Origin of the sequence: Kribbella shirazensis, assembly GCF_011761605.1 — a bacterium.
Lineage (GTDB): Bacteria > Actinomycetota > Actinomycetes > Propionibacteriales > Kribbellaceae > Kribbella > Kribbella shirazensis.
The window spans coordinates 1,998,013-2,024,892 of the sequence record NZ_JAASRO010000001.1 but is presented as its reverse complement, the minus strand read 5'-3'; the positions used below and the strand labels follow the sequence as shown (position 1 = coordinate 2,024,892).

The window sequence follows — 26,880 nt, the reverse complement described above, 5'->3', positions numbered from 1 at the left end:
CAGCCAAGCAGTCGCACGGGTGGGCGGGAGCGCGCGTAGCAGGCGCGCTGAGGAGCACAGCGACGAAGGAAACCCCTGCGCAGCACGCTTGGGGCCAACCACGCTGCTCTACTCCGGTTCGGTCCAGGTGCCGGTGGTGGCGAAGGTTTCGAGGATGGTGGTGTACGGCGTGATGTCGATGCCGCTGGTGCGTAGCCAGGCGTCGTCGTAGTACGTGTTGCCGTAGCGTTCGCCGCTGTCGCACAGAAGCGTGACGATGCTGCCGCGGGCTCCCGTACGGCGCATCTCGGCGGCCAGGCGGAGTGCGCCCCAGAGGTTGGTGCCCGTGGAGCCGCCGACCAGGCGGCCGGTGACGCGGGAACAGAAGCGCATCGCGGCGATCGAGGCGGCGTCGGGGACCGAGATCATCCGGTCGACGACCCCGAGGACGAACGACGGCTCGACGCGCGGCCGGCCGATGCCCTCGATCCGGGACGGGCGGCCGGTGGAGAACTCGCTGTCGCCGGCCTCGAAGGCGGGGAAGAACGCCGAGTTCTCCGGGTCCACGACCGCGACCGAGGTGTCGTACCGCTGGTACCGGACGTACCGCCCGATGGTGGCCGACGTACCGCCGGTGCCGGCGCCGACGACGATCCAGGTCGGGATCGGGTGCTGCTCCAGTGACAGCTGCCCGAAGATCGACTCGGCGATGTTGTTGTTGCCACGCCAGTCCGTCGCGCGCTCGGCGTACGTGAACTGGTCCATGTAGTGGCCGCCGGTCTCCTCGGCGAGCCGCTTGGCCTCGCCGTAGATCTGCCCGGAGCGCTCGACGAAGTGGCAGCGGCCGCCGTAGAACTCGATCAGCTCGACCTTCTCGGGGCTGGTCGAGCGCGGCATCACGGCGACGAACGGGAGGCCGAGCAGGCGGGCGAAGTACGCCTCGCTGACCGCGGTGGAGCCGCTGGACGCCTCGATCACCGTGGTGCCCTCGTGGATCCAGCCGTTGCACAGGGCGTACAGGAACAGCGACCGGGCCAGCCGGTGCTTGAGCGAGCCGGTGGGGTGCACGGACTCGTCCTTGAGGTACAGGTCGACTCCCGTACCCTCCGGCATCGGGAACACGTGCAGATGCGTGTCCGCGCTCCGGTTCGCGTCGGCGTCCACGATCCGGATCGCCTCGGACACCCAGGCCCGGGCCTTCTCGTCACGCCGGTCGATCTCGCGGCACACCCCGTCTACCTCACTCATGCGGGCCAGGCTAAGACGTACGGGCCGATTTGAGTATTCCTACGCTCTGCAATCACCGGCCGTGACCGGGACGATCGGAGGCATGATCCCGCTCGGAGCCCTGCAGTTCTCGCCGGCCGAGGTTGCGATGATCTTCGCGATCGTCACCGTCGGCGCGGTCCTCCTCGCCCTGCCCGCGACGCTCGCGTTCGCCTGGGTCGGGTACCGCCGCGCGACCGGCCGTCCGGGCTGGAACGCGCTCTGGTACTGGTTCTGCGGTACGTCGCTCTCGCTCGCGGCGACCGCGCTGGCGGCGAGCCAGGACCTCGGCTGGTGGTCGGTACCGATCGGCTGGATCCCCACGGGACTGCTCGCGGTGACGCTGAATCCCCGCGGGACCCCGGAGGCGAGCTACTGTCGGAACCCATGACGACCGGGCAGGGGGAACGATGACCGAGAACAGTGATCGGCCGACGCGGCAGCGGGTCACGCTGACCGACATCAGTTCGCGGGCGTGGGAGCACCCCGCGGACCGCGGCGCGCTGGTGGCGCTCCGGCAGCTGAAGGGCTTCGACTACGTCCTGCGGAAGATGTCGGGCATGATCAACGAGCGCGCGTTCCGGCTGCAGTACCTCGGCTCGGCGATCCGGGTCGACGAGCGGCAGTTCCCGACCGTGCACCGGCTCTTCACCGAGGCGGCCTCCACCCTGGACGTCCGGCAGCTCCCCGAGCTGTACGTCACCAACAGCCCGATCTGGAACGCGGTCACGATCGGCATGGACAAGCCGTTCATCGTGGTCAACAGCGCCATCCTGCAGGGCCTGGACGAGGAGGAACTGCGGTTCGTCCTCGGCCACGAGCTCGGCCACGCGCAGAGCGGTCACGCCCTGTACCAGTCCCTGCTCCTGTGGCTGATGCGCCTCACCGGCGCGATCGGCTGGATGCCGATCGGCGCGCTGGGCCTGCGCGCGATCATCGCCGCCCTGCACGAGTGGTCCCGCAAGGCCGAGCTGTCCGGCGACCGGGCCGGCCTGCTCGCGGTCCAGGACCCGGCGGTCGCGCTGCGGGTGCAGATGAAGCTCGCCAGCGGCGGTCAGCTCAACGAGCTCGACACCACCGCGTTCCTTGCGCAGGGCACGGAGTACGAGAGCGCCGGGGACCTGCGCGACAGCGTGCTGAAGCTACTGCTGCTCGAGGCACAGTCGCACCCGCTGGCCGTGATCCGCGCCCACGAGCTCCGTCGCTGGGTCGACGAGGGCGAGTACACGACGATCGTCTCCGGCGACTACCCGAAGCGTCAGGACGACGGCAACGCGTCGATCTCGCAGGAGGCGAAGAACGCGGCCAAGTCGTACACCGACGCGTTCAACCGCTCGCAGGACCCGCTGGCCAAGTTCGTCCGCGACCTCGGCGACGGCCTCGGCGGCGTCCGCGACTGGGTCTCCTCGAAGTTCCCGCCGAGAAACTGAACTGTTCCCGCCGAGAAACTGACTGGTCCCGGTCCCGGGCCGGCTGCGATCCTGTTGCGCGTGATCGACGTACAAGCAATCGGCCCGGACGACTGGATGGCCTGGCGTGACCTCCGGCTCGCCGCCCTCGAGGAGGCGCCGTACGCGTTCGGTTCCCAGCTGGCCGACTGGGTGGACGCCACCGAGGACCGCTGGCGGGAGCGCCTCAGCTCGCCCGGTGCGTACCAGGTCATCGCCTCGCTCGACGGTACGCCGGCCGGGATGGCAGCCGGGTTCCCGGGCGAGGAGCAGACCGCCGAACTCGTCTCGATGTGGGTCGCGCCGTCCGGTCGCGGCAAGGGGATCGGCAACGCACTGATGACCGCCGTCGAGGACTGGGCCCGGGGCATCGGCGCGACCACGCTCAAGCTGTCGGTGGTCGACGGCAACGACCCGGCGCACAACCTCTATCTGCGCAACGGGTACGCCGACACCGACGAGCTCGGCGACCTGATGCCGGACGGCGTACGTCGCGAGCTCGTCATGCGGAAGAAGCTCGTCTAACGCTCCATCGATCCACGCCGCCGTAGGTCCGGGCGCCGCTGCGCTGATTGCCCTTGGTCCTCGCGACCAGCCGTCGGCGCCTCGGCGGCGGGAGCGGCCGCGGGACGTAACAGCTCGGATGCACGGTCGCCGAGGCGGTTCCGCATCCCGGCGGCCAGGTGCTTGCTCTGCGCCGCCCGCCAGGTCCCCCGGGAGCGCTCGATGTCGTTGACCCGCTCGTGCAGCACCGGCTCCTGTTCACGCCGGGCGGTCTGGTCGCAGAACCAGTACCGCGTCGCCTCCCGCGCGGTGTAGTCGTACCCCTTGGCCGCGACGTCGACGACCTCGATCCCACCGGCAGGCGTCTCGTCGAACGTGATGTACGCCGGTCCGTGCTGGTCGGACCGCGCCACGAGCGTCACCCGGTTCCCGTGTGCGGGCGGGACCGCAAGCTCGGACTGGGCGACCGGGTTGTCGGCCTGCACCTCCCGTACGGTCTCCTCCGCCAGCTGCCGGTCCGCCTCCACTGCGTGATCCAGCCGCCGTACCGACCCGTTGTCCTCCTGGAAACGGGTGAGTGAGTCGGAGATCAGGTCGAGCGAACGCGCACTCGTCCAGCCGTTCTCCGCGTCCGCCATGACGGTCGCATGCCGCCAGGCGTCCGGGAGGCGGACCTCGACCCGGCTCTCGTCGTCGAGCGGCCGTACGTCGGTCACCTGCAGACCGACGGCCGCGATCTGCTCCGACCGCGCCTCGCTGTCCGGCAGGAACATGGTGACTGGCTTGCTCTTGTAGGCCCGGCTGTACGCCCCCTCAACGACAGCGGCCACCAACGCGTCGTCGGCCCCGGGAACCGCGCCGAGGGTGCCCAGCTCGTACCGGCCGGCGGTCTCCTTGATCGCGACGGCCGCGACCGGCGCTCCGTCGCGTACGGCGACCGCCACCAGCTGACCCTCGCTCGACGGCGGATTCATCGCCCGCCACAGCCCGTCCACGCCCGCGGGCACCGTACCCTCGGCAGTCCCCGCCGCCGCCCACACGGTCTCGGAAGCCCGCTCCTGCAGCGCCACGAACCTCGGGTCGGACGGCCGCAGGTACAACACGTCCCCACCAGCCTCACGGAAGCGCTGGACCGACGCAGCCAGCGCCGCGGGGTCCACCGCCGGCTCGTCCCGCGCGTCCAGCACCCCCAACAGCTCGGTCATCCGCTGCTCCGACGGCCTGTCCAGGAGCAGCAGGTTGCTCTTCAGCCGGGACGAGCTGATCACGGCATCGCCCGAACTGATCGAGAACTCCGCCGTCTTCGCGTACTCGAGCGCCGCGGCGGTCGAGAAGGACACGTCACCCCCGGTCCGCAGAGCCGCTTCGAACATCACGCACTCGGTCGCCCGGTACGCACCGACGTCGGCCGAACCGACGAACCGCAGGACGTGCAGGCTGCCGTCGGCGTTCCGCCCGGCAGTCACCAGGCCCCGCGGCTTGCCGTCCGCCATGGCGACCATGGTCCGTACGCCGGGCTTGTCGGGAATCGGGTTCTGCGCCAGGAACTCGGAGTTCTGGACGAGTTCGAGCATGGCGAGACCGGCCGCGTCCCGGTCGTCGGGGTTGCCGTGGTCGTACACCTCGAGCGTGCCGCCCCGGTCGATCCAGCCCTTCAGCTCGCTCGCCCATCGCCGGGGGCCCGGGGCCACCGCAGAACCGATCTCCGGGAACGGATCCCGGCCGTCGAGCTGGCGGAGGGCGACCTGCTCGGCGATGTGCCGTACGTCGTCCGCCGACCAGGCCTGCGCCGCCGTGCGGGTCTGCCCGGACGCCGAGATCGTCCGCCGGACCTGGAGCGCCCTGGGACCGTGCCAGGTGTCCGGCGAGATCCGGTGGGTCACCGCCAGGGTCTCCTGGGCGGCGATCGAGGCCAGCGCGTACTGCGCCGCGCACCCGGCCTGCCGGCCGCTCGGCAGCGACGCGTCCGCGAGTACGCCGGCCGGCGCCGACGGGAACGTCGTACCGCCGCCGACCACCACCAGGTCGTCCATTTCCCGCCGGAACGTCACGATCGTCACCGGCCCGTCGTCGCCGGCTTCGGCCACCAATGCGTACTCCGCGCCCGGATGGGCCAGCGCGTCCACTGCCGCCCGTTGCGACCGCCAGCCCGGGCCCCGGTCGATCCCCGGAAGCCCTCGGCGCAACGTCTCGGTCAGGTGGTTCGTGTCGGTGAACGTGTGCCCGACCCGCTGCGTGTACCGCCGCCAGTCGGCCGCGGACTGCTTGGCGATCACCCGCACCGTCGCAGCCGGCAGGGCGGCGAAGGCGGCGACACCCTCGGCGATCGTCGCCACGGTGCCTTGCAGACGCTGGTGCCGTTCGTCGAACACCTGCTCGGCCACCACGCCACCTCACACCGGATCGTTGCCTTGGTCCCCGACACCCTAAACGCCGGGCAGGAGCACGACGAGGGGCCCGCCTCCCCCCTCCCGGGAAGCGGACCCCTCGAGTATTACGGCGCCGATCAGCCCATGTGCACGGGGCTCTGGCCGTCGGTGGCCAGGTCCTTGTGCTTGATCGACAGGCCGACCAGCGTGATCACCGCGGCGCCCAGCGCCAGGAACGCCGACCAGATGAACGCCCGGGTGAACCCGTGCGTCGTGGCGAGCGCCGTGAACTGACCCTCCAGCTGCTTGAGCTGCTCCGGCGACTGCCCGGACTCGGCCGCCTTCTGCAGGCCCGGGGCAAGCTCGGTGAACTTGTCCTTGATCGCGCTCGTGGAGATCGTGCCCAGCAGCGCCAGGCCGACCGCACCACCGATCTGCTGCACGGTGTTCAGTACTGCGGAACCGACACCGGAATCCTCCGCCGCCACACCACTGACCGCAGTCAGCGTGAGCGGTACGAAGATCAGGCCCATACCGAACGACAGCACCAGGATGTACGGCAGCAGGCTGGTGAGGTACGACGAGTCGACCTCGAGCCGGCTGAACCCGAACATGCCCGCCGCGACCAGCACCCCACCGGCACCGGAAATCCAGCGCGGATCCATCCGCGCCACCAGTGTCGAGGCGACCTGCGCCGCGATCACGATGCCGACGCTGAACGGCAGGAACGCCAGACCGGTCTTGATCGCGCTGTAGCCCATGATCGACTGCACGAAGATGCCCAGGAAGTAGAACATCGAGAACATCGCCGCGCCGACGATCAGCATCACGAAGAAGCTCACGCCGCGGGTCCGGTTCGCGAGGATCCGGAACGGCATCAGTGCGTGCCGCGAGCGGGCCTCGATGATCAGGAAGATCGCGAGCAGCGCCAGACCGCCGAGGATGAAGGTCAGCGTCCAGCGGTCGCCCCAGCCGTCGGTGGCCGCGTTGGTCAGGCCGTAGACGAGCGAGGTGAGACCGGCCGTCCCGGTGACCGCGCCGGGCAGGTCGAACTTGCCGGTCTGCCGCTCCGACTCACCCAGGTACCGGAACGCGGCGACCGCGACCAGCAGGCCGATCGGCGTGTTGATGAAGAACGTCCAGCGCCAGTCGGCCTCGGTCAGCGCACCGCCGAGGATCAGGCCGATCGCGGCGCCCGCGCCCGACATCGCGGCGTACACGGCCATCGCGCGGTTGCGCTCCTTCCCGGCCGGGAACGTCGTGGTGATGAGCGCCAGCGCGTTCGGCGAGGCGGCCGCGGCCGCGACGCCCTGCAGGATCCGGCTGGCGAGCAGCACGCTCTCGCTCTGCGCGATACCGCCCACGAACGACGCCACGCCGAACAGCACGACGCCGAACACGAACACCTTGCGGCGGCCGACGATGTCGCCGATCCGGCCGCCGAGCAGCAGCAGACCGCCGAACGCCAGCGCGTAGGCGTTGACCACCCACGGCAGCGTCGCGTCGCTGAAGCCCAGCTCGTTCTTGATGTGCGGCAGGGCGATGTTCACGATGGTGCCGTCCAGCACCACCATCAGCTGCGCCATGCAGATCAGCGCGAGCGCGATCCCCAGGTTGCGGTGGCCGTGGGCGTTCGGCTCCTTGGTGGTCACAGCGTCGACCGGCCGTCCCTCCGGCGGATCGGCGTTGATGACTTCTTCGGACATGGAAGACTTTCCCCTCTTGGCAGACTGTTGCTGGTCGCGGACCGGCCCCTCACCGGTCAGCTCGCCTGCGACCCCCGCGCCGCAGGCAGGATCACGTTGTCGATCACTCGCAGGATCAGGTCGTCGGTCGGCTCGACGCCGAGGATGTAGGCGTGGTGGACGACCACCGCCGGCAGCGTCACCGACAGCAGGGCGACGTCGACGTCCGGGGCGATCTCGCCGCGCTGGACGGCCCGCTCGTACACCCTGTTGGTCACGGCGACCCGGGGCGCGAGGAAGCGCTCGCGGAACGCCTTCTGCAGGTCGTCGTCGCGGTGCAGCGCGGTGAGCAGGCCGGCGATCACCGACATCGGCAGCTCGTCGGTGAACCCGCCGTCGCCGCACGACATCGAGATCAGGTCGCCGCGCAGGCTTCCGGTGTCGACGTCCTCCGGCAGCGGGCAGCCCTTCGCCCGGCTGATCGCGTCCACGACCAGCTCGGCCTTGGTGGACCAGCGCCGGTACAGCGTGGCCTTGCTGGCCTTCGCCGCCGTCGCGACCGCATCCATGGTCAGCCGGTCGTAGCCGATCTCGGCCACCACCGCGACGGTCGCGTCGAGGATCTCCTCCTCACGCCCGCCTTCGACCCGCGGCCGCGGCCGCACGCCTGCTACATCCACCTTCATCACCCTGCGTAGCTACAAAAACACGGATAGAACGAAACGGTTTCGTTTCATCCACCACGTTACGACTCATGTGAAGGAATGCACAAACGATTTTCCCAGAAATTCACGAGTGGCCTACATCACTCTCCGTACCACTGCGCGACTGGTACGCCGCAGCGCCGGGTGGAACCGTGGACAAGCAACAGGGACCTCGGACATCTGGTCAGATGTCCGAGGTCCCCATCGGTTGTCCTAGGTGTCCGAGCTGCGGGTCAGTCGTCGTCCTCGGCGGAGCGGGCCTGTTCGAGGCGGGTGGAGATGCGCTCGGCGCGGGTCTCGATCTTGCCGGCCAGGCGGTCGCGGGCGGCGCGGAGGACGAAGATCGACAGGATCGACGAGACGATCAGGGCGAGCAGCGCGATCGGCCAGATGGACAGCCAGGTGCGCAGCGCGAGCCACAGCACGCCGAGGCAGACCGCGAACAGCGCCGCGCGCAGGCCGGTGTAGATGCCGAATTCCTTCATGTCACACCCCGGCGTACGAATGCAGACCGGAGACGATCAGGTTCACACCGACGAAGTTGAAGATGAACACGAACCAGCCGACGATCGCGATCGTCGCGGCCCGGCGGCCCCGCCAGCCGGCGGTCGCGCGGGCGTGCAGGTAGGCGGCGTACACCACCCAGGTCACCAGCGACCAGACCTCCTTCGGGTCCCAGCCCCAGTACCGGCCCCAGGCGTACTCCGCCCAGATCGGACCCGCGACGAGAACGCCGAACGTCCACAGCGGGAACGCGAACGCCAGCACCTTGTACGCCGTACCGTCCATCGCCTCGGCGCTCGGCAGGCGGCGTACCGCGGCCGACATCGTGCCGCCGGACAGCACCCGGCGCTCGGCGCGGGCCTTGACCAGGTACAGCACCGAGATCAGGCCGCCGACGGTGAACGCGCCGCCGGAGATCGCGGCCGCGGACACGTGGATCACCAGCCAGTACGAGTGCAGCGCCGGAACCAGCGGACCGGCCGGCGTGTACAGCGCGAGGGAGGCGAGGCCGAGTACGCCGGCGACGATCAGTGTCACGCCCAGGCCGAGCCACTGCAGCTTGTACCGCTGCACGAAGACGAGGTACACGATCGACACTGCGAGCGACGCCGTGATGGAGAACTCGTACATGTTCCCCCACGGCACCCGCTCAGCCGCGAGACCCCGCGTCACCACACCACCGAGGTGCAGCACGAATCCCAGCCAGGTGAGGAGAAGCCCGATACGGCTCGCCGCGTCCATCCGCTCCGAGGAAGCGGCGGAGGAAGACGAGCCGGTGGAGGAGACCGAGCCGGCCGAGCCGGAGCTCGCCGCGGCGGCGTCTACCGATGAGGCGGCGCCGGCGGCGACCAGGGACTCCGCCTTCGCCTCCTGCTCCGCAGGAACAGTCTTCGCGACCGCGGCGCGGCCGACGGCCCATTCGATCGCGTGGGAGACCATCGCCAGGGCGTAGATCACCGTGGCGGTCGGGATCAGCAGGTTGGAGACTTGTGCGAAGCTCTCCGGGCTCATGGCTGCTCCTGATTGCTCGAGCTGGCGGGTTTCAAACGTGCGGTGATGGCCTGGATCTCGTCACCGAGGCCGCGCTCGGGGCCGCGGTCCAGACCGGCGACCTCGACAACGGTACGCCCGTCCTGCTCACGGACCCGCACCCAGGTACGGCGCGGATGCACGAACAGCGACCCCATCAGCCCGAGGATCGCCAGCAGGACGCCTGCCAGCGCCAGATCCGTCCCGGGCGTGTGGCTGATCTGCAGCTTCACCCACCGGCTGTACCCGTCGAACGTCAGCGATCCGGCCTTGTCCGGCAGCTGCACGCTCTGCCCGGGCGCGAGCTGGAACCGCCACTTGTCGTTGTCCTTGGTGAACTGCGTCAGCTTCGACTTGTCCAGCTGGTACACGGACTCCGGCTTCCCGGTCTCCGGCTGCGGACGCCCGTAGTACCCGGTCATCACCAGCTCCGGGTTCAGGTCGTCGGGGAACACCGACACCGGGCCGTTCTCGGCGATCACCGCGGTGGGCAGGAAGAACCCTTCGAAACCAAGGGTCATCGGCCGCGCGTCCGGCGCCTTGATCACGCCGAACGACGAGAAGTTGCCGTCCTGCGGCAGGAACGGCGCCGGCCCGGAGAACGCCACGTTCCCCTTCCCGTCCTTCACGGTGACCCGCGGCGCGTACCCGTGACCCAGCAGGTAGACCGAGCTCCCGTCCAGCTTCAGCGGATGGTTGACCTCGAGCAGGTACGACTTCTCCGGCGTGTCCGGCGTCTCCTGGTACGCCAGCTGCGCCTTGAACTCGCGCGCCGCGCCCTTCTGCGGACCGTCCTCCTGGAACTTCACCTGGAAGTCCTTCACGGTCAGCGAGAACGGCGGCAGGTCGTCGTCACCGCTGAACGCGCGGCCCGGCGTGAAGTCGTCGTACTGCGCCACCGAGTTCGCGAATCCGTTGCCCACGACAACCAGCACCGTGCCGCGGTACCCGAACAGCGAGCCCCAGGCGACCCCGATCAGCGCCAGGATCAGGGAGAAGTGGAAGAGCAGGTTGCCGGCCTCGCGCAGGTATCCACGCTCGGCCGCGACCGCACCGTCGTACGCCTGCACCCGGAAACGCCGCTTCCGCAGCTCGCGGGTCGCGACCTCGAGCACGTCGCCCGCCTCGTCGAGCTCGAAGCGTTCGTACCCCGGCAGACGGTTCAGGTTCCGCGGCGGCTTCGGGGGCCGGGCCCGCAACGCCTTCAGATACACCGAGAGCCGCGGTACGACGCACCCGATCAGCGAGATGAACAGCAGCAGGTAGATCGCCGAGAACCACGCGGACTTGTAGACGTCGAAGAGCCCGAGCTTGTCGTAGATCGGCCCGAGCGTCGGATGCTCGTCCAGGAAGTCCGACACCTTGATCGGGTCGATCGGCGTCTGCGGGACGAGCGAGCCGGGCACCGCGCCGAGCGCGAGCAGGAACAGCAGCACCAGCGCGGTCTTCATCGACGTGAGCTGGCGCCACATCCACCGCAGCCAGCCGACGAAACCGAGGGCCGGAGGACCGGAGGGCTCGTCGGGCCCGGAGCCGGCCGCGATCCGTTCCTTGACTTCCGTCATGTCACACCGCCGACCCGAAGTTGGCGACCCACTGCCGCAGGTCCGCGGTCATCGCATCCCACACTCCCGTCAGCAGCAGCAGTCCCACCGCGATCATCAGTACGCCGCCGATCCGGATCACCAGCACCTGGTGCTTGCGCACCCACGCCACCGCGGCGAGCATCCGCCGGAACGCCAGCGCCGCCACGATGAACGGGATCCCCAGCCCGAGGCTGAACACCAGCGCCAGCGTCGCGCCCCGCCCGGTGCTGCCCTCGGTCGTGGCCAGCGTCATCACGGTCCCGAGCGTCGGCCCGATACACGGCGTCCACCCGAATCCGAACAGTACGCCGAGCAACGGCGCCGCCGCGATCCCGACCGCCGGCACCCGGTGCACCCGCACGTCCTTCTGCAGGAACCCGAACCCGCCGAGGAAGACGACTCCCAGTACGACGGTCAGCCCGCCGAGGACCCGGGTGATCGTGGTCTGGTGATCGATGAGCAGGTCACCGGCCGTGCCGAACACCACGCCGGTGAGGATGAACACCGCCGAGAAGCCGGCGACGAACAACGCCGTACCGGCGAGCATCCGGCCGCGCTTGTGCGAGCCCAGCTCGGCCGCGGACAGGCCGGTCACGTAGGACAGGTAGCCGGGCAGCAGCGGTACGACGCACGGCGAGAAGAACGAGATCGCGCCGGCCAGCACCGCGATCGGCAGTGCGACCAGCATCGAGCCCGTCATCGACGAGGCGAACCACTCACCCATCAGCTCAACCGGCGCCAATCATCGGGCATCGGCCACCATGCCCAAGAGGGTCTGCTTGGTCACCTCGCCGACGACGCGACCGGCGACCTTGCCGTCCTTGTCGATCACCAGCGTCGTCGGGATCGCCTTCGGTGAGATCTGGCCGCGGAACCGCAGCAGCGCCTTGCCGTCCGGGTCGTAGATGCTCGGGAACGTGACGCCGAACTCCTGCACGAACCTGCGGGCCGGCGCCGGGTCGAGGTCGCGGGTGTTCAGCCCGATGAACTGCACCGAGGACCCGAGCTCCTTCGCCGCAGCGACCAGCTCAGGCGCCTCCTTGCGGCACGGCGGGCACCACGAACCCCAGACGTTCAGTACGACGACCTTGCCGGTCTGCTCGGACAGCGTCCAGGTCTTGCCGTCGAGCGTCTCACCGGTCAGCTCCGGCGCCGCCTTCCGGTCGGCGGGGGCGAACGTCGACACGTTGCCGTTGCCACTCACGAACCCGGCCTGGCCCTGCCGGTCCTGCGCCGCCTGCTGTCCCGACGAGCAGGCGGTCACCGCCAGCATCAGACCGGCGACCAGCACAGCAACGCGACGCATCAGGCCCCTCCGACGAACTTCTTCGGGTTCTTCACGGGAAGCAGGTCTTTCGCCGGTTCGGAGTACCCGACCGAGACGATCTGGTCGCCGTGGAAGGTGAAGGAGGTCAAGCTGGCCAGGCTGCACTGGCGCCTGCGCGGGTCGTGGGGCAGCCGGCGGCCCTCGATCGCGGACCGGACGATCCAGATCGGCAACTGGTGCGACACGATCAGCGCCTCGTGCCCGGCGGCCTTCTGCCGGGCGGTCTCGATCGCGTCCCGCATCCGCCGGACGAGCTGCTGGTACGGCTCGCCCCAGGACGGCTTGATCGGGTTCCGCAGCAGCCACCAGGCGCTCGGGTTGCGCAGCGCGCCGTCGCCGACGCCGAACTTCTTGCCCTCGAACAGGTTCGCCGCCTCGATCACCCGCTCGTCGATGTCAGGCGTGAGCCCGAACACCTTGGCGATCGGCTCCATCGTCTCCTGGGCCCGCTCCAGCGGCGAGCTGACCAGGTGCACGACGTCGCGGCCCTTGACGTGCTCGGCCACCCGCTCGGCCATCTGGCGGCCGAGCTCGGACAGGTGGAAGTCGGGGATCCGGCCGTAGAGCACTCCGGTCGGGTTGTGCACCTCGCCGTGACGCATCAGGTGCACGACCGTCGTTTCGGTCACCGCTGTCCCTTCACTCTCATACGGCTGCGGCGGCCGCGCGGGCTGCCGGTACCAGTGCGGACTCGAGCTCCGTCAGCGCGTCGTCGTCGATCGCCGCGCTGACGAACCAGGCCTCGAACGCGCTCGGCGGCAGGTAGACGCCGGCGTCCAGCATGGCATGGAAGAACGCCGTGAACCGTGGCAGCACCTGGGCGTTCGCCCCGGTGAAGTCCCGGATCTCGGCGGATCCCTCCGAGGACTCCACGAAGAAGACGCTGAAGAGGTTCCCGGCCGCGTTGATGACGTGCGGCACACCTTCCTTGTCCAGCGCGGTCGACACCAGCCGCTGGATGGTGAGCGAGGTCTCGTCGAGCTTGGCGTACACCTCGTCGGTGGCCAGCCGCAGCGTGGTCAGCCCGGCGGTCGTGGCCACCGGGTTCCCGGACAGGGTGCCCGCCTGGTAGACCGAGCCCTCCGGCGCGAGGTGCGCCATCACGTCGGCGCGGCCGCCGAACGCCGCGGCTGGGAAGCCGCCGCCCATCACCTTGCCGAAGGTCATCAGGTCCGGCCGGACGCCGTCGACGCCGTACCAGCCGGAACGCGTGATCCGGAAACCGGTCATCACCTCGTCGGAGATGAACAGTGCACCGTTTTCCGCGCAGGTCCGGGCGAGGAACGCGTTGAAGTCGTCACGCGGCGGAACGACGCCCATGTTGCCCGGCGACGCCTCGGTGATCACGGCCGCGATCTGGTCGCCGTACTCGGAAAACGCTGCGGAAACGGCGGCCTGGTCGTTGTACGGCAGCACGATGGTGTCCGCCGTGGTCGCCTCGGTGACGCCCGGCGTACCGGGAATGCCCAGGGTCAGGACTCCGGAACCGGCCTGGGCCAGCAGCGCGTCCACATGGCCGTGGTAGCAGCCGGCGAACTTCACGATCTTGGCGCGCCCGGTGAACCCGCGGGCCAGCCGGAGCGCGGACATCGTCGCCTCGGTCCCGGACGACACCAGCCGGACCTTGTCCACCGGCGTCCGCGCGACGATCTCCTCGCCGAGCAGTACTTCGGTCTCGGTCGGCGTCCCGTACGACGTACCGCGGGAGACGGCGGCCTGGACGGCGGCGATCACCTCCGGATGGGCATGCCCGAGCAGCAGCGGGCCCCACGAGGAGACCAGGTCGAGATAGCGGTTGCCGTCGACATCGGTCATGTGACATCCGTCACCGGAGGCCATGAAGCGCGGCACGCCGCCGACGGCGCGGAAGGCGCGGACCGGAGAGTTGACCCCGCCAGGGGTCACCGTGGAGGCCCGGGCGAAGAGCTCGGCGGACTGTTCTGTGTGGTCGGGCGCAGGGTCGGACACCGTGCCATTCTCTCCGACGCGCCGAACGGCCCGGCGAGCAGGGCAGCCCGAAATCCCGGTGCGGATCGCTCGCAGGGGGTATACAGGCGCTTTGTTACGCGCCAGTATGGATACCCGGTGACCGCACGTACACGGTCTGCGTCCGACGCGTAACCCACGCAACGGGGCGGACGTTAGACCTATTACGACGGCAACCGAGAACGACACAAAGACTGTCCGCAGCGTGGGGCCGGGCTGGTCGATGAGTCACGGAGGGGAATCATCGATGGCGAAGGGCAAACGCCGCGCCACGGGTAGCGGGTGGCGTCAGGTGGCGCCGCTGATTCCACTGGCGCTGTTCGCGAGCGCGTTCACCGTCAGTGCCACGGACGACCCGGCGATCGCGACCGCCTCGCTGGAGAACGGTCTGTCCGGGAACAACCCGGTCGTCGTACCCAAGCAGCCGATCAAACAGCCTGCCAACGTGCCGGTTCCGGGTGTGGTCGGCCACGGCGTCGACCCCGGCGAGCAGCCGACCCAGGTGGTGTCGGGCCTGTCGAGGAACGGCATCCCGAACGCCGCCCTCAAGGCGTACTCCCGGGCCCAGCAGGTGCTGGCGCAGGCGGATCCGGGCTGTCACCTGCCGTGGACGCTGGTCGCCGCGATCGGCCGCGTGGAGTCCAACCACGGCCGCTTCGGCGGCAACGCGCTGAACTCGCTCGGCGTCGCGACGCCGGGCATCTTCGGCCCGCGGCTGGACGGTTCCTCCGGGACGGCGCGGATCAACGACAGCGACGCCGGGTCGTTCGACGGCGACGGCGCCTTCGACCGCGCGGTCGGCCCGATGCAGTTCATCCCGGGCACCTGGCGGGTCATGGGTGTCGACGGCGACGGCGACGGCGTGCGGAACCCGCAGGACATCGACGACGCGGCCATGTCGACCGGTGTGTACCTGTGCTCCGGCAAGACCGACCTGTCCGACGCGAGCGACCTGAACGCCGCGGTCCTGCGCTACAACCACTCCCAGCAGTACGTCGACCTTGTGGTCAGCATCGCCAAGGCGTACGCGGGTGGCAGCTGGATCGCGGTCGGCAACGGCACCGCGGGTGACGACGTCGACGTCGCCGGCGACCAGCTCGACGACCCGGACATCGACGCGCCGGCCGACGAGAACCTGCCGAAGGCGATCGACATCCCCACGCCGCCGCCGGCCAAGCCGACCCCGACGCTGACCGACGAGCGCGACGGCGACCGGCCGACGGCGAAGCCCACCGCGACGCCGACGGCGACGCCGAGCAGCAGGCCGACCGCGACGCCGACGCCGACACCGACTCCCTCGAAGCCGACGACGGCCAAGCCGACGCTCCCGACCACGACGACGCCGGCCAAGCCGGGTCTCGCCAGCCTGACGACAGCTGTCGGGGTGATCGTCGGCACGGTCGGCAGCACGCTGCAGGAGCTGCAGCAGGCCACCGCCTACTGTCAGTCCGAGATGGCGAAGGTGACGATCACCAAGCCGACCCAGGCCCAGCTGCAGAAGTGCGTGACGGCCTACCAGACCGGCGGCGTGAAGGCGGTCGACCAGGTCATCCGCGGGCTGCTTTCGGCCCTGGGCCTGTTGGGTGTTCTCGGTGGAGGCGTCCTCGGGAGCTGAACCACAAGACCGGCGCGCCTGCCCCCACCCCTCCCTTGGCGCGCCGCTGGCGACGCCACGGAGCACCTCCCCCCGGCTTCGTGGCGTCGCCCTCTTCTGCGGTCAGTTCGGAACAGCGCCGCTCAGTTCTGCCAGGCGCGGTTGATGGTCTGGCTGATGCTGTTGCCGAGCAGGTCCGTCGCGGTCACCCGCACACTCGCGTACGAGCCGGCCGGAGCAGGTGGCAGCTGCGCCCGCACGGTCCCGCCGATCCCTCGCAAGGACAGCTTCGTCCAGGTCTGCCCGTCGTACGAGATCTCGGCCGTGGTCCGGAAGAATCCCTGGCCGCGCACGCCCGGCTGATAGCTCGGCGTGAGCTCGAGCCGGCCGACGCTGTGCTTGTAGTCGACCTGGACAAGCGGCAGTACGGCGCGGCTCTTCGAGGGCACCGACAGGAAGTGCCACACGGTGTGCGTCGACGTGGACGTCTTCGCCCAGCTCTTCGGTCCGCGCTGCTGATCCAGCGTCAGGTCGTACCAGGCCGCGCGCTCCGGGACCGCGAACTGCGCGACCGACCAGTTCTTGCTCCCCAGCTCGACACCGTTGCTGCTCAGCTTCATGCTCGTCACGTCGCCGCGATCGCCCCAGCCGAACACGGTCCGGTCCCCGCTCACGTACTGCGGAATCGCGAACCGCAACGCGTTCTCGAACCGCGCCGGCGGCCAGCCCTGCGCCTCATCGCTCGACGCCGCCGACAGCCCCGGTACGGCGGGACGCATCAGCGGCTCCCACCACCCGCGAGAGACCTGCTCCCCCGGACGGTACGACCTGCTGATCGTGGACTCGTGCCCGCTCTCGTTCCACTCGCCCGCGGACGTCTTCTCGTCCCACATGACGCCCTTGACGTCGCTGACCAGGTAGTCGGTCCGCTTCACCGCGCCGGCGATCAACCGTGACGACGTCAGGCCGGTGGTGATGCCCGGCAGGTGCGCGACCCGCTGGTCGCGGTGCAGCCAGAACGCGTCGTTGCGCCGGAAGTCGGTCGTCACCACGGCCGGGCGCATCTTCGCGACGTCGTACGTCAGGTCACCCGTCACGACCGACGGTCCGAGCGCGACGTCGTACCGGTAGGTGCTGTCGAGGAGACCCTTCAGCTGCAGGGACACCGGGCCCTTGGCCAGCTCGTCCAGCAACTGCTTGCCCTGCTCGGATCGCAGCAGGTACAGGGGAACGCCCTGCTCGGTGGAGGTCGACCAGAAACCAGGCGCCTCGTTGTAGAGGAACACCACCTTCGCCCCGGCCTCCTTCGCTGCCTTGACCTGCGCAGTGGTCTTGCTGAACCCTCCCCACCGGATCAGCGTGGCGGTGTCCTTGGCGCCGGTGAGCTCGGCCGCGGTACCGTCGCCGCCGTTGTGGAGCGGAAGCTTCTCGTTCCCGACGTACACGGTCCGCTGCGAGCCCTCGCGGAACGTGGGCAGCCGGACGCCGTTCACATCGACGGTCAGTTTCGGTTGCGCGAGATCCCAGCGCTGCACGACCTGGAAGGTGCCGTTGGCAACCTTTCCGAAGTTCTGCACGTAGACGTTGTCGGCGACCGTGCCGTTGTAGGACCAGCCGGACACCGCGTCCCGGTCCCCGGCCTTGCGGTGCCAGGCGATCCCGATGCTCTGCGCATCCGCCGGCCGCGGCGTCGTGATCGTCACCTTGTGCGCGGTCCGGGCGTCGAACGTGAACGTCCTGTCGCTGCCGATCCACTCGTCCGGATCGCCGAGCAGCGTGACCGAATCCGACCAGCCCGCCTCGTCACTGCCGACGGCGTACGCCATCACGCTGTACCGCCCGTTCGGTACGTCGAGCGTCCGGCTGCCGGTCTGGTCGAAAGCGATCGCCCGGACGTCGCCGGTGTCCTGGTTCCACAGCTGCACGCCGCTCGCATTCCTGGTGGCGGGCTGCCCGTCGCGGCCGATCGCCTTCACGGTCACCTGGTTGAGCCGCCCGCTGAGCGCGAACCCGAGTCCGGTCCGGTACGCCGTGGTGCCGGCGCGGGCCGTCAGTACGCCGGTGTAGTTGCCCGGCTGGGTCTTCGCCCGGTCGAGGGTGACGGTCGCGGACGCCGTACCCCCGGCCGGGATGGTCAGGCTCGACGGGCTCACCGCGAGCGCCGCCTTCACCTGCGCGGCCGACTGCGCGTCGACCGACAGCGTCAACGTCACCGGGCGGTTCGAGTTGTTGCGGTAGGCCACCGTCCGGGTGACCGGCGCCGGTGCGTCCGTCCCGGTCCAGGACAGGTCGCCGAAGAACAGGTTGGCGGCGTCCGGCAGGACCTTCGGGTCCAGGGCGTTCGGGATGTCGATCCGGCCGAGGCCCTGCTGGTCGGTGCGGGTGCCCGCGGACGGAACGGCCGTCGCGGCCAGCGCGGCCTTCAGTTGCCGGCCGGTCCAGTCCGGGTGCCGTTGCGCGAGGATCGCGGCGGCACCGGCGACGTGCGGCGTCGCCATCGACGTGCCGCTCATCGCGGTGTAGTACTGGCCGAGGACCTGGCCCTGCTCGGTGCCGGCGGCACGTGCCGCGGCGATCTCGACGCCCGGCGCGGTCACCTCCGGCTTCAGCGCTCCGTCGCCGACCCGCGGACCGCGGCTGGAGAAGCTCGCCAGGGTGTTGTCCCGGTCGATCGCGCCGACGGTCAGCGCTTCGGACGCGGAGCCCGGAGATCCGACGGTTTCCTCGGCGCCGGAGTTGCCGGCCGCGATCACGAACAGCGCGCCGCTGGACTTCGACAGCCGGTCGACGGCCTGGCTCATCGGGTCGGTGCCGTCGGACGGCCAGCCGCCGAGGCTCATGTTGACCACCTTCGCGCCCTGCTGGACGGCCCACTCCATCCCGGCGATCGCCTCGGAGTCGAGACCGCCGCCGTTGTTGTCGAGCACCTTGCCGATCAGCAGTTCCGCGCCCGGCGCTACACCCTTCCGCTGGCCGTCGGACGCCGTACCGACGCCTGCGACGATCGACGCGGTGTGCGTGCCGTGGCCGTGCAGGTCCTGGACGGCCTGGTCGGGGACGAAGCTCTCGGACGCGACGACCTGCTTGGCGAGGTCGGGGTGACCGGCGTCGTACCCGGTGTCGAGTACGGCGACCTTGACGCCGTGACCGTCGTACCCCTGCCTCCACGCGGCCGGCGCGCCGATCTGCTTCGTGGACCGGTCGAGGGTGGCGCGCGTACGGCCGTCGAGCCAGATCTTGGAGACCTGGCTCGTCTTGAACGTCGTCGGGCCGCTGACGCCGTCCCAGAACGTCTTCGCGTCGGTCTTCTGCACACTGACCGCGGTGCTCCCGACGCTGGCGAGGGTACGGCGGTACGTCGCGCCGGGGGGAGTCACAGCCGGCGTACTCGGTGCGCTGCGAAGTGTCGGTGGCGCCGTCAGGAGCAGCGGCAGGCGGTCGCTGCTCGCGTCGTCGTACCCCTGGGCCGCGAGGTCGGTCAGGTTGAAGAGGCGCTTGTCGAGGCGGCCCGCGGACAGCAGCGGGTACGCGTCGGCCGGGACCAGGGTCAGGTCGCCGTCGAACGTGCCGAAGTAGTACGGCTCGTCGCTGAGCAGCCGGGCCGACACCTGGCCGTTGGAGCTCGTGGTGAGCTCGGCGACGTCGCCGGTGACGAGCGTGATCCGTTTGCTGCTCGCACCGGGCGTCGGACCGGCGGCAGCGGGACCAGCCGGACCCGCCGGCTGGTCCAGCGGTCCGGCGTTCGCCGCGGTGGTCGTCAGCAGGGAGCCGGCGACCACCGCGGCGAGCAGGCCTGCCGCGGTCCGGGACAATCGAGAAATCACGGGGGGAACCTCCCGACGCCCCGACCCACGCGAGGCCGTCGCCGAGAGCCTGACAGTTGCCGTCAGCCCCGGTCCACCGTTACCGCTGACCTACATCCGCCATGACCAGTTCTGGTCAGGCGAACCGCTTCGCGATCGACTCGACGCGCTCCAGCAGGTCCAGGTCGTAGGCGACGCCCGGGACGTAGAAGATCACGTAGTCGGCGCCGGCCTCGAGCACCGCCTCGACCCGGTCCGCGATCTCGTCCTCGGTGCCGATGATGTTGTCGCGGTCGAAGTGGTCGCGCTTGATCGGGCCCTTGGCCTTCTCGGTCGCCTTCTGCGGGTCGTCGCCCTTGTCGATCGGGAACACGTTGAAGTTCGTCGACTTGATGATCTCGTCGTAGTCGCGACCGAGCTTCTGGCAGTGCCCGCGGAGGATGTCGGCCTTCTCCTTGAACAGCTCCGGCTTGCCGCCGCCGATGTTCGCGGCGTCGGCGTACTGGGCGACCAGCTTCAGCGTCACCTTCGGGCCGCCGCCGCCGATCCAGAAGCTCGGGTGCGGCTTGCGGACGCCCTTCGGCTCGTTGATCGGGGCGTCGATCGAGTAGTACTTGCCGTTGTAGACCGGCTTGTCCTCGGTCCACATCTTGTAGATGATCTCGGTCGCCTCCCGGAACGCGGCCATCCGCTCCGGTACCTCGGTCCACTCGTAGCCGTACGCCTTCCACTCGTGCTCGTACCAGCCGGCGCCGATCCCGGCGTACAGCCGGCCGTGGCTGGCGACGTCGACGGTGGACGCGATCTTGGCGTACAGCGACGGGTTGCGGTACCCGTTGCAGCCGACCATCTGGCCGATGTTCACGCGCTTGGTGTCGCGGGCGAGCGCCGCGGTCGCGCTCCAGCACTCGAAGGTGGTGTTGTCACTCGGCTCCGGCACCGTGTGGAAGTGGTCGAACAGCCAGATCGAGTCCCACGACTGCTCGTCGGCCCGCTGGGCGACCGCCGTCATCGCCTCCCACTGCTCGATCGGATCGGCGATCTGCGCCAGATCCATCTTCCAGCCCTGCGGTACGAAGACCCCGAAACGTGTAGTCATGCTGCCATCCTTTCCGCCGACCGGCGCTTCGGTCCATGAATACGAGTACTGAATTCGTTCTCAATCGGACCACTGCGGCTTCTTAATGTGCCGCGTCACGAACCATCCGCGGTGCCGCCGCGTCGTACCGGGCCGGAGGAGGATCCGTTGACCACGAAGTTCGACCACCTGTTCGCCGCGGCGGTACCGCGGATCGCGAACGGCACGCACCAGCGCGACGAACTCCCTCGCGAGGGCGGCCGCTGGCCGATTTCCGTCGTACTGCGACCTTCGCCGGACAGCACGCTGGCGCACACGTTGGACGCGCTGACGCAGGAGGCGGCGGAGCTGGCGGGACCGGGGCACTGGCAGACCGGGCGGCTCGGGGCGGCACACCTGACCGTCCGCGCGCTGGAGCCGCGTCGCGAGAACATCCCGCCCGACGACCCGGCCGTCGCCCGCTACCTGTCCGCCCTGCAGCGTGCGACCGCCCGCAGCACCTGGCCGGTCGGCTTCCGCGTCACCGGACTCACCCTCACGCCCGGCAGCGTGATGGCCTGCGCCGAGCCCCTGGACGCAGCCGCCGACGCCTTCAGCGACCACCTCACCACCGAACTGGGCCCCGACGCCTGGTTCGAACCCGAACGCCGCGACATCTGGTACCTCAACCTCCTGCACTTCACCACCGACATCGCCGACCCATCACCCCTCATCAACTGGGTCGCCACCCACCGCACCACCCCCATCGGCACCACCCTCATCCCCACCCCAGACCTAGTCCGCTCCACCCACCACCCCGGCCCCCGCCCCCACATGCACCCGATCCCCGTCCCGGCGTGAGAGCGCTCTAGTTCCGGAACCGGTGAGGTCTTGACCGGGGTTCGGGGAGGGCTGAGAGTCGGGCCGTCGGTGGTGGTGTTCCGGGGAGGCTCGCATGCTCAAGTGGTCTGGTTCTCGCAGGTCGGGTCGTGGGAGGGCGCGGACGGCTGTGGTGGCTGTGGCGGCTCTGGTGGCCGGGCTGCTGGTGACGACGTCGGCGGCGGCCGACGATCCGGCGCCGGTGACGCTCGCGGCCTTCGAGGGTGGTGAGCCGTTCGCGTCGCCGCCGAATCCTGGGATCTTCACCTGGGGCAGCGACGCCGACGATCCGCCGGCGCTGGAGTTGCAGACGCGGGCGGACGCACCCGCCGGTGAGAAGGTCCTGCACGGGACGTACGGCATCAGCGGCTGGGGCGGTTTCACCCACAACGTGACGTACGACGTGAACCCGGGCGACTGGTCGGCGTACAAGGGGATCCGCTTCTGGTGGTACGGGCAGAACACCGCCCCGCTGCCTCCCGGCTCAGGGAAGCGGATCTTCTTCGAGATCAAGGACGGCGGTGCGCACGCCGAGGCATCGGAGCTGTGGAACACCAGCTTCACCGACGACTGGGAGGGCTGGCACCTGGTCGAGATCCCGTTCAGCCAGTTGGTGTACCGCGGCGACTACCAGCCCGTCGGCGGGATCGACCACATCCTGAACCTGACCCAGATGTGGGGCTACGCGTTCACCATGCCGGCCGGGTCGCCGGGTGAGTTCGCGATCGATCAGGTCGAGGTGTACGGCAAGGCCGACCCGGCGCTGAAGAACAGCGTGGTCACCGACGCGGACGTCTATCCGGTCAAGGAGGGCGGCACCGCGCAGGTGAAGGTGACGGTCGGGACCACTGGCGGCACGCCGCTCGAGGAGCCGGTCACCGTCGAGTACCGGACCGGAACGGGTACGGCAGGTTCCGCCGACTACACCCCGGTTTCCGGAACGATCACGTTCCCCGCCGGAACAGTTTCCGGAACGACGCAGGCAGTTTCCGTCACGACCCGGAAAGACCGTTCCGCGGAAGTTGCGGAAACCGTTCCGCTCGAGCTCACGGTCACCGGCGCGAAGCCGCCCGCCGCCCAGCCGGTCGTGGTGATCGACGCACACGACCTGCCGTACCTGAACCCGAAACTCCCGATCAAGCACCGGGTCGCCGACCTGCTCGCCCGGATGACGGTTTCGGAAAAGGTCGGACAGATGACCCAGGCGGAACGGAACGCGCTCCGGTCCCGCGCGGACATCGCGTCCTACGCTCTCGGCTCGCTGCTGTCCGGCGGCGGCTCGGTCCCGGCCCCGAACACCCCGGCCGCCTGGGCCGCGATGATCGACACCTTCCAGCTGAACGCGCAGGCGACCCGCCTGCAGATCCCGTTGATCTACGGCGTCGACGCGGTGCACGGCCACAACAACGTGGTCGGCGCGACGATCCTGCCGCACAACATCGCCATCGGTGCGACCCGCGATCCGGAACTGGCCCGCCGGACCGGCGAGGTGACCGCGACCGAGGTCCGCGCGACCGGCATCCCGTGGGACTTCGCGCCGTGCGTCTGCGTGGTCCGCGACGACCGCTGGGGCCGCACGTACGAGGCGTACGGCGAGGATCCGGCCCTCGTGCAGTCGATGGCGACCGTGATCACCGGGCTGCAGGGCAAGCCGAACGGCAGTCAGCTCGCGCGCAACGACCGCGTCCTGGCCACCGCGAAGCACTTCGTCGGCGACGGCGGTACGACGTACGGCAGCTCGACGACCGGCTCGTACACGATCGACCAGGGCGTCACGGAGGTCAGCCGGCAGCAGCTCGAGACGATCCACCTCGCGCCGTTCGGGACCGCCGTGGAGCTGGGCGTCGGCACCGTGATGCCGTCGTACTCGAGCCTGTCGGTCGACGGCGGCGCTCCGGTCAAGATGCACGGCAACGGCGAGCTGATCAACGGCGTCCTGAAGCAGCGGATGGGCTTCGACGGGTTCGTGATCAGCGACTGGCAGGCGATCGACCAGCTGCCCGGCGACTACGCGAGCGACATCCGCACGTCGATCAACGCCGGCCTGGACATGATCATGGTGCCGACGAACTACCAGGACTTCACCCGCGGCCTGACCGAGGAGATCGCCGCCGGCCGGATCCCGGCGGCGCGGATCGACGACGCGGTCCGCCGGATCCTGACCGAGAAGTTCAAGCTGGGACTGTTCGAGCACCCGTACGCCGACACGTCCAACAGCGCCTCGATCGGAACGGCGGAACACCGTGCCGTCGGGCGGGCTGCGGCGGCGAAGTCCCAGGTCCTGCTGAAGAACGAGAGCAACTTGTTGCCGCTGGCACCGACGTCCAAGCTGTACGTCGCGGGCAGCAACGCGAACGATCTGGGCAACCAGATGGGCGGCTGGAGCATCAGCTGGCAAGGCGGATCAGGTACGACGACCACCGGAACGACGATCCTCGACGGGATCAGGCAGGTGGCGCCGACGGCGACGTACAGTGCCGACGCGTCCGCACCGCTGGACGGTCACGACGTCGGCGTCGTCGTGGTCGGTGAGCGCCCGTACGCCGAAGGAATCGGGGACGTCGGCAACGGTCACGACCTGCTGCTTTCGGTCGCGGACAAGGCCGCCGTGGACAAGGTGTGCGGCGCGATGAAGTGCGTCGTGCTGATCGTGTCAGGCCGGCCGCAGGTGATCACGGATCAGCTCGGCAAGATCAATGCGCTCGTGGCGTCCTGGCTGCCGGGGACCGAAGGCGCCGGCGTCGCCGATGTGCTGTTCGGCAAGGTGCCGTTCAGCGGCCGGTTGCCGGTCAGCTGGCCGCGCACACAGGAGCAGCAGCCGTTGAACGTCGGCGACGCGTCCTACGATCCGCAGTATCCGTTCGGTTGGGGCCTCACCACCCAGGCGGCCGCCCGGCAGGCGTTGACCGAGGCGCGCAACAGCCTGCTGCGCAAGCACGATCCGTACGCCGTCGCTGCCGGAGTCGCGGCGAGCGTCGCTCTCCGGGTCCAGGACTGGTCGGGGCCGCAGGCAACAATTGCGCTGGCCGCGGCCGCACAGTCCGCCACGTTCCTCGAGCGCACCAAGGCGGACACCTTCGCCGAGGACGACGCGGTCGTCGGCGTGGCGCGCTGGATCGCACAGAACCACGTCGGGCAGAACCTGAACGAGCCGGCCTCGAAGCTCATCTCCGACGCCGACCACGCCCTCCTGACCGGTCAGCTCAGCATTGCGGTCGCCAAGCTGACTGCGACAACGAGGTAGTACCAGTGATGGCCGGGGCGGTGACCCCTCATCCGCCCCGACCATCACACCCCACGGCGAAGCTCAGCGGGTGAGCTTCACCGCCGCCCGCCGGGCGCGCTTGTCGAACCAGCGGATCACCTGCGTCAGGCGTCGCGATGATCGAGTTGTACGCCGCCCGCGCGGTCGCCGCGTTCGGATACCGGCTCACGTACTGCGCGCCGTAGGCGTCCATCTCGTCGGTGAACCCGCGCGCCATCCGCGCCGAGACCCTAGTCGCCGGAAAAGTTGTTCCGGTCTAGACAGAGGTGCGGCCGCGGAGGCGGCGGAGCATGCGGGCGTCCTCGAAGCCGACGGTCCGGGCGGCGGACTCGACGGTGGTGCCGTGGCCGATGAGATGTTCGGCCCGCTCGAGGCGGAGGAGTTGCTGGTAGCGCAGGGGTGTCAGGCCGGTGGCGCTGGTGAAGATGCGCGTGAGCGTGCGTTCGCTGACGCCGACCTGCGCGGCCAGGTCCGCCAGCGGCAGCTTGTCGGCGTACCGGGCGTCGATCACGTCCTGCACGCGATGCGCGAGATCGCTGAGGTGACCGCGGTGCCGGAGCATGGCCGACTCCTGCAGTTCGTCGCCGTTGCGCCGGGCGTAGACGACCATCTCCCGCGCGACCCGGGCCGCCGCCTCCGCCCCGCGGCCGACCGCGACCAGGTGCAGCGCCAGGTCGATACCGCTCGCGATTCCGGCCGAGGTGATGACGCGATCGTCCTCGACGTACAGCACGTCCCGCACGATCGTCGCCCCCGGGTAACGGGCGGCGAGCTCCTCGGTCAGGTCGTGATGGGTCGTGAACCGGCGACCGTCGAGCAGTCCCGCCCAGCCGAGGGCGTCGGCGCCGGAGCAGACACTCGCGACCGACCCGCCGGCCGCATGATGCTCACGCAACCGGCGCCGGAACTCCGGCCCGATCGGCGGCTCCGGTGACAGCCGCGGCGACCGCCATCCCGGTACGACGATCAGGTCACCGGGATCGAGCTGCGGCCACTCCGGTCGCGCCCGCAACGGGACGCCCTGAGCGGTCGTGATCTCCTCGGATTCGGCCACATACGACACCTCGTACCCGTACCCGAAGTCGTCGGCGGTCGTGAACACCTGCGCCGGGCCGGCCAGGTCCAGCAGATGCAGCTTCGGCACCAATACGAACACCACGCGGGTAGGGCGCATCCGGTCAGGATGACACAGGTACGCCGGTGAGTTCGTCGAGCGTCCGGATGGTGGCGAAGCGGCCGGCCAGCGCGTACTCCGTGCGCTCGGCGACCTGCTCCGCGGTGAGGGTCCGCGGGTCCGCGAGGATCTCCTCGACGCTCGCCTCGTCGCGGATCGACCAGTGCGCCAGCGCCATCGTCGCGGTCGCCTCGGTGACGAACACGACGTCGTACCCGAGGTCGGAGCCGACCCGTGCGGTGGTCTCGCAGCACTGCTCGGTACGGATGCCGCAGACAACGATCTCGCCGACGCCGTGCTGGGTCAGGAGCTGCTGCAGATTCGTTGTGGTGAAGGCATTGTGCGACGTCTTCGTGACGACCGGCTCACCCGGCAACGGCTCGAGTCCGTCGATCAGCCGGACCTGCCCCTCGGCCGGATCGAACGCGCCGCCGGTGCCCGGTTCGGTGTGCAGCACCCAGACGACGAGGTCGCCCTTGTCCCGGGCCGCACGGACCAGACGGTCTACCCGTTCCGCGATGTCGGGGTGGTTCACCAGCTGCCAGTTCGGGCGGACGCGGAACGATTCCTGGACGTCTATCACGATCAGTGCGGTTCGGCTCATGCCCTCATCCTGGCCCGTGGTCGGCGTACCACTGAAGGCCCGATCGGGCCCCGGACCGGACCGATCTGGTCACCGGTGCCGCCGCCGCGGGCGCTCTCACCAGTACCGCAGACGCCG

The 26,880-nt window shown here is 69.7% G+C and carries 22 protein-coding genes; 6 read left to right on the top strand and 16 right to left on the bottom strand.

The features are described 5' to 3' along the window. Positions 1 to 108 precede the first annotated feature (108 nt). Complete coding sequence (cds1, locus tag BJY22_RS09920) at positions 109 to 1,227, bottom strand: L-cysteine desulfhydrase Cds1 (RefSeq protein ID WP_167205509.1); 1,119 nt, start codon at positions 1,225 to 1,227, stop codon at positions 109 to 111. Positions 1,228 to 1,309: 82 nt separating this feature from the next. Between cds1 and BJY22_RS09915 the strand changes: the two genes are divergently transcribed. From BJY22_RS09915 to BJY22_RS09905, 3 genes are read left to right on the top strand one after another with little or no spacing between them, the layout of a single operon-like run. Beyond that, complete coding sequence (locus tag BJY22_RS09915; RefSeq protein WP_167205507.1) at positions 1,310 to 1,636, top strand: hypothetical protein; 327 nt, start codon at positions 1,310 to 1,312, stop codon at positions 1,634 to 1,636. 19 nt (positions 1,637 to 1,655) lie between these two features. Continuing rightward, the gene (locus BJY22_RS09910) at positions 1,656 to 2,675 is read left to right on the top strand and encodes a M48 family metallopeptidase (protein ID WP_167205505.1); all 1,020 of its coding nucleotides are present in this window, start codon (positions 1,656 to 1,658) and stop codon (positions 2,673 to 2,675) included. Positions 2,676 to 2,735: 60 nt separating this feature from the next. Further along, positions 2,736 to 3,218 (top strand): GNAT family N-acetyltransferase, encoded by a 483-nt coding sequence (locus tag BJY22_RS09905; protein ID WP_167205502.1) that lies wholly within the window; start codon positions 2,736 to 2,738, stop codon positions 3,216 to 3,218. On the opposite strand, the gene BJY22_RS09900 is transcribed toward BJY22_RS09905, so the two are convergent. The 10 genes from BJY22_RS09900 to hemL form a co-directional block, all read right to left on the bottom strand. Further along, positions 3,215 to 5,581: a hypothetical protein gene (locus BJY22_RS09900; RefSeq protein ID WP_167205500.1), complete on the bottom strand. Its 2,367-nt coding sequence runs from the start codon at positions 5,579 to 5,581 to the stop codon at positions 3,215 to 3,217. The genes BJY22_RS09905 and BJY22_RS09900 overlap by 4 nt on opposite strands. A gap of 122 nt (positions 5,582 to 5,703) precedes the next feature. Further along, positions 5,704 to 7,272 carry an MFS transporter gene (locus tag BJY22_RS09895; protein WP_167205498.1) on the bottom strand — a complete coding sequence of 523 codons (1,569 nt, stop codon included), beginning with the start codon at positions 7,270 to 7,272 and terminating at the stop codon, positions 5,704 to 5,706. A 56-nt stretch (positions 7,273 to 7,328) separates the two neighbouring features. Beyond that, positions 7,329 to 7,937 carry a TetR/AcrR family transcriptional regulator gene (locus BJY22_RS09890; RefSeq protein ID WP_167218070.1) on the bottom strand — a complete coding sequence of 203 codons (609 nt, stop codon included), beginning with the start codon at positions 7,935 to 7,937 and terminating at the stop codon, positions 7,329 to 7,331. Positions 7,938 to 8,188: 251 nt separating this feature from the next. Continuing rightward, positions 8,189 to 8,440: a DUF4229 domain-containing protein gene (locus BJY22_RS09885; protein WP_167205496.1), complete on the bottom strand. Its 252-nt coding sequence runs from the start codon at positions 8,438 to 8,440 to the stop codon at positions 8,189 to 8,191. A gap of 1 nt (position 8,441) precedes the next feature. Then, a complete protein-coding gene (gene ccsB, locus BJY22_RS09880) occupies positions 8,442 to 9,470 on the bottom strand; it encodes a c-type cytochrome biogenesis protein CcsB (RefSeq protein ID WP_167205494.1) in 1,029 nt (342 codons plus the stop codon). Continuing rightward, positions 9,467 to 11,053 (bottom strand): cytochrome c biogenesis protein ResB, encoded by a 1,587-nt coding sequence (gene resB, locus BJY22_RS09875; protein WP_167205492.1) that lies wholly within the window; start codon positions 11,051 to 11,053, stop codon positions 9,467 to 9,469. The genes ccsB and resB overlap by 4 nt, the downstream gene beginning before the upstream one ends. A 1-nt stretch (position 11,054) precedes the next feature. Then, entirely contained in the window at positions 11,055 to 11,798 is a 744-nt protein-coding gene (locus BJY22_RS09870; RefSeq protein ID WP_167205490.1) for a cytochrome c biogenesis CcdA family protein, read from the bottom strand. Positions 11,799 to 11,816: 18 nt separating this feature from the next. Continuing rightward, entirely contained in the window at positions 11,817 to 12,380 is a 564-nt protein-coding gene (locus tag BJY22_RS09865; RefSeq protein ID WP_167205488.1) for a TlpA family protein disulfide reductase, read from the bottom strand. Further along, complete coding sequence (locus BJY22_RS09860) at positions 12,380 to 13,003, bottom strand: histidine phosphatase family protein (RefSeq protein WP_202891781.1); 624 nt, start codon at positions 13,001 to 13,003, stop codon at positions 12,380 to 12,382. The genes BJY22_RS09865 and BJY22_RS09860 overlap by 1 nt, the downstream gene beginning before the upstream one ends. A gap of 43 nt (positions 13,004 to 13,046) precedes the next feature. Beyond that, positions 13,047 to 14,369, bottom strand: a complete 1,323-nt coding sequence (hemL, locus tag BJY22_RS09855) for a glutamate-1-semialdehyde 2,1-aminomutase (RefSeq protein WP_167205484.1) — start codon at positions 14,367 to 14,369, stop codon at positions 13,047 to 13,049. A 265-nt stretch (positions 14,370 to 14,634) separates the two neighbouring features. Here hemL and BJY22_RS09850 point away from each other — a divergent pair, with 265 nt between their 5' ends. Then, positions 14,635 to 16,002: a lytic transglycosylase domain-containing protein gene (locus tag BJY22_RS09850; RefSeq protein WP_167205482.1), complete on the top strand. Its 1,368-nt coding sequence runs from the start codon at positions 14,635 to 14,637 to the stop codon at positions 16,000 to 16,002. A 122-nt stretch (positions 16,003 to 16,124) separates the two neighbouring features. On the opposite strand, the gene BJY22_RS09845 is transcribed toward BJY22_RS09850, so the two are convergent. Then, entirely contained in the window at positions 16,125 to 19,805 is a 3,681-nt protein-coding gene (locus BJY22_RS09845) for a S8 family serine peptidase (protein WP_337758443.1), read from the bottom strand. Positions 19,806 to 19,920: 115 nt separating this feature from the next. Continuing rightward, positions 19,921 to 20,883, bottom strand: coding sequence for an LLM class F420-dependent oxidoreductase (locus BJY22_RS09840; protein WP_167205480.1), 963 nt, complete (start codon positions 20,881 to 20,883; stop codon positions 19,921 to 19,923). 147 nt (positions 20,884 to 21,030) lie between these two features. On the opposite strand from BJY22_RS09840, the gene BJY22_RS09835 reads away from it, so the two are divergent. After that, positions 21,031 to 21,702, top strand: a complete 672-nt coding sequence (locus BJY22_RS09835) for a hypothetical protein (RefSeq protein ID WP_167205478.1) — start codon at positions 21,031 to 21,033, stop codon at positions 21,700 to 21,702. 151 nt (positions 21,703 to 21,853) lie between these two features. After that, complete coding sequence (locus tag BJY22_RS09830; RefSeq protein ID WP_337758442.1) at positions 21,854 to 24,964, top strand: glycoside hydrolase family 3 N-terminal domain-containing protein; 3,111 nt, start codon at positions 21,854 to 21,856, stop codon at positions 24,962 to 24,964. A gap of 28 nt (positions 24,965 to 24,992) precedes the next feature. On the opposite strand, the gene BJY22_RS09825 is transcribed toward BJY22_RS09830, so the two are convergent. The 3 genes from BJY22_RS09825 to BJY22_RS09815 are packed head-to-tail and all read right to left on the bottom strand — an operon-like array spanning position 24,993 to position 26,763. Then, complete coding sequence (locus BJY22_RS09825; RefSeq protein WP_167205474.1) at positions 24,993 to 25,202, bottom strand: hypothetical protein; 210 nt, start codon at positions 25,200 to 25,202, stop codon at positions 24,993 to 24,995. A gap of 39 nt (positions 25,203 to 25,241) precedes the next feature. After that, positions 25,242 to 26,159, bottom strand: a complete 918-nt coding sequence (locus BJY22_RS09820; RefSeq protein ID WP_167205472.1) for a GlxA family transcriptional regulator — start codon at positions 26,157 to 26,159, stop codon at positions 25,242 to 25,244. 4 nt (positions 26,160 to 26,163) lie between these two features. Beyond that, positions 26,164 to 26,763 carry a cysteine hydrolase family protein gene (locus BJY22_RS09815; protein ID WP_202891051.1) on the bottom strand — a complete coding sequence of 200 codons (600 nt, stop codon included), beginning with the start codon at positions 26,761 to 26,763 and terminating at the stop codon, positions 26,164 to 26,166. Positions 26,764 to 26,880: the final 117 nt, after the last annotated feature.

What these genes read in the sequence shown, in the direction of transcription:
- cds1 (WP_167205509.1), bottom strand. Translation starts at nt 1,227, where the DNA reads ATGAGTGAGGTAGACGGGGTGTGCCGCGAGATCGACCGGCGTGACGAG.
- BJY22_RS09915 (WP_167205507.1), top strand. Translation starts at nt 1,310, where the DNA reads ATGATCCCGCTCGGAGCCCTGCAGTTCTCGCCGGCCGAGGTTGCGATG.
- BJY22_RS09910 (WP_167205505.1), top strand. Translation starts at nt 1,656, where the DNA reads ATGACCGAGAACAGTGATCGGCCGACGCGGCAGCGGGTCACGCTGACC.
- BJY22_RS09895 (WP_167205498.1), bottom strand. Translation starts at nt 7,272, where the DNA reads ATGTCCGAAGAAGTCATCAACGCCGATCCGCCGGAGGGACGGCCGGTC.
- BJY22_RS09890 (WP_167218070.1), bottom strand. Translation starts at nt 7,937, where the DNA reads ATGAAGGTGGATGTAGCAGGCGTGCGGCCGCGGCCGCGGGTCGAAGGC.
- BJY22_RS09885 (WP_167205496.1), bottom strand. Translation starts at nt 8,440, where the DNA reads ATGAAGGAATTCGGCATCTACACCGGCCTGCGCGCGGCGCTGTTCGCG.
- ccsB (WP_167205494.1), bottom strand. Translation starts at nt 9,470, where the DNA reads ATGAGCCCGGAGAGCTTCGCACAAGTCTCCAACCTGCTGATCCCGACC.
- resB (WP_167205492.1), bottom strand. Translation starts at nt 11,053, where the DNA reads ATGACGGAAGTCAAGGAACGGATCGCGGCCGGCTCCGGGCCCGACGAG.
- BJY22_RS09870 (WP_167205490.1), bottom strand. Translation starts at nt 11,798, where the DNA reads ATGGGTGAGTGGTTCGCCTCGTCGATGACGGGCTCGATGCTGGTCGCA.
- BJY22_RS09865 (WP_167205488.1), bottom strand. Translation starts at nt 12,380, where the DNA reads ATGCGTCGCGTTGCTGTGCTGGTCGCCGGTCTGATGCTGGCGGTGACC.
- BJY22_RS09860 (WP_202891781.1), bottom strand. Translation starts at nt 13,003, where the DNA reads ATGCGTCACGGCGAGGTGCACAACCCGACCGGAGTGCTCTACGGCCGG.
- BJY22_RS09850 (WP_167205482.1), top strand. Translation starts at nt 14,635, where the DNA reads ATGGCGAAGGGCAAACGCCGCGCCACGGGTAGCGGGTGGCGTCAGGTG.
- BJY22_RS09840 (WP_167205480.1), bottom strand. Translation starts at nt 20,883, where the DNA reads ATGACTACACGTTTCGGGGTCTTCGTACCGCAGGGCTGGAAGATGGAT.
- BJY22_RS09825 (WP_167205474.1), bottom strand. Translation starts at nt 25,202, where the DNA reads ATGGCGCGCGGGTTCACCGACGAGATGGACGCCTACGGCGCGCAGTAC.
- BJY22_RS09820 (WP_167205472.1), bottom strand. Translation starts at nt 26,159, where the DNA reads ATGCGCCCTACCCGCGTGGTGTTCGTATTGGTGCCGAAGCTGCATCTG.
- BJY22_RS09815 (WP_202891051.1), bottom strand. Translation starts at nt 26,763, where the DNA reads ATGAGCCGAACCGCACTGATCGTGATAGACGTCCAGGAATCGTTCCGC.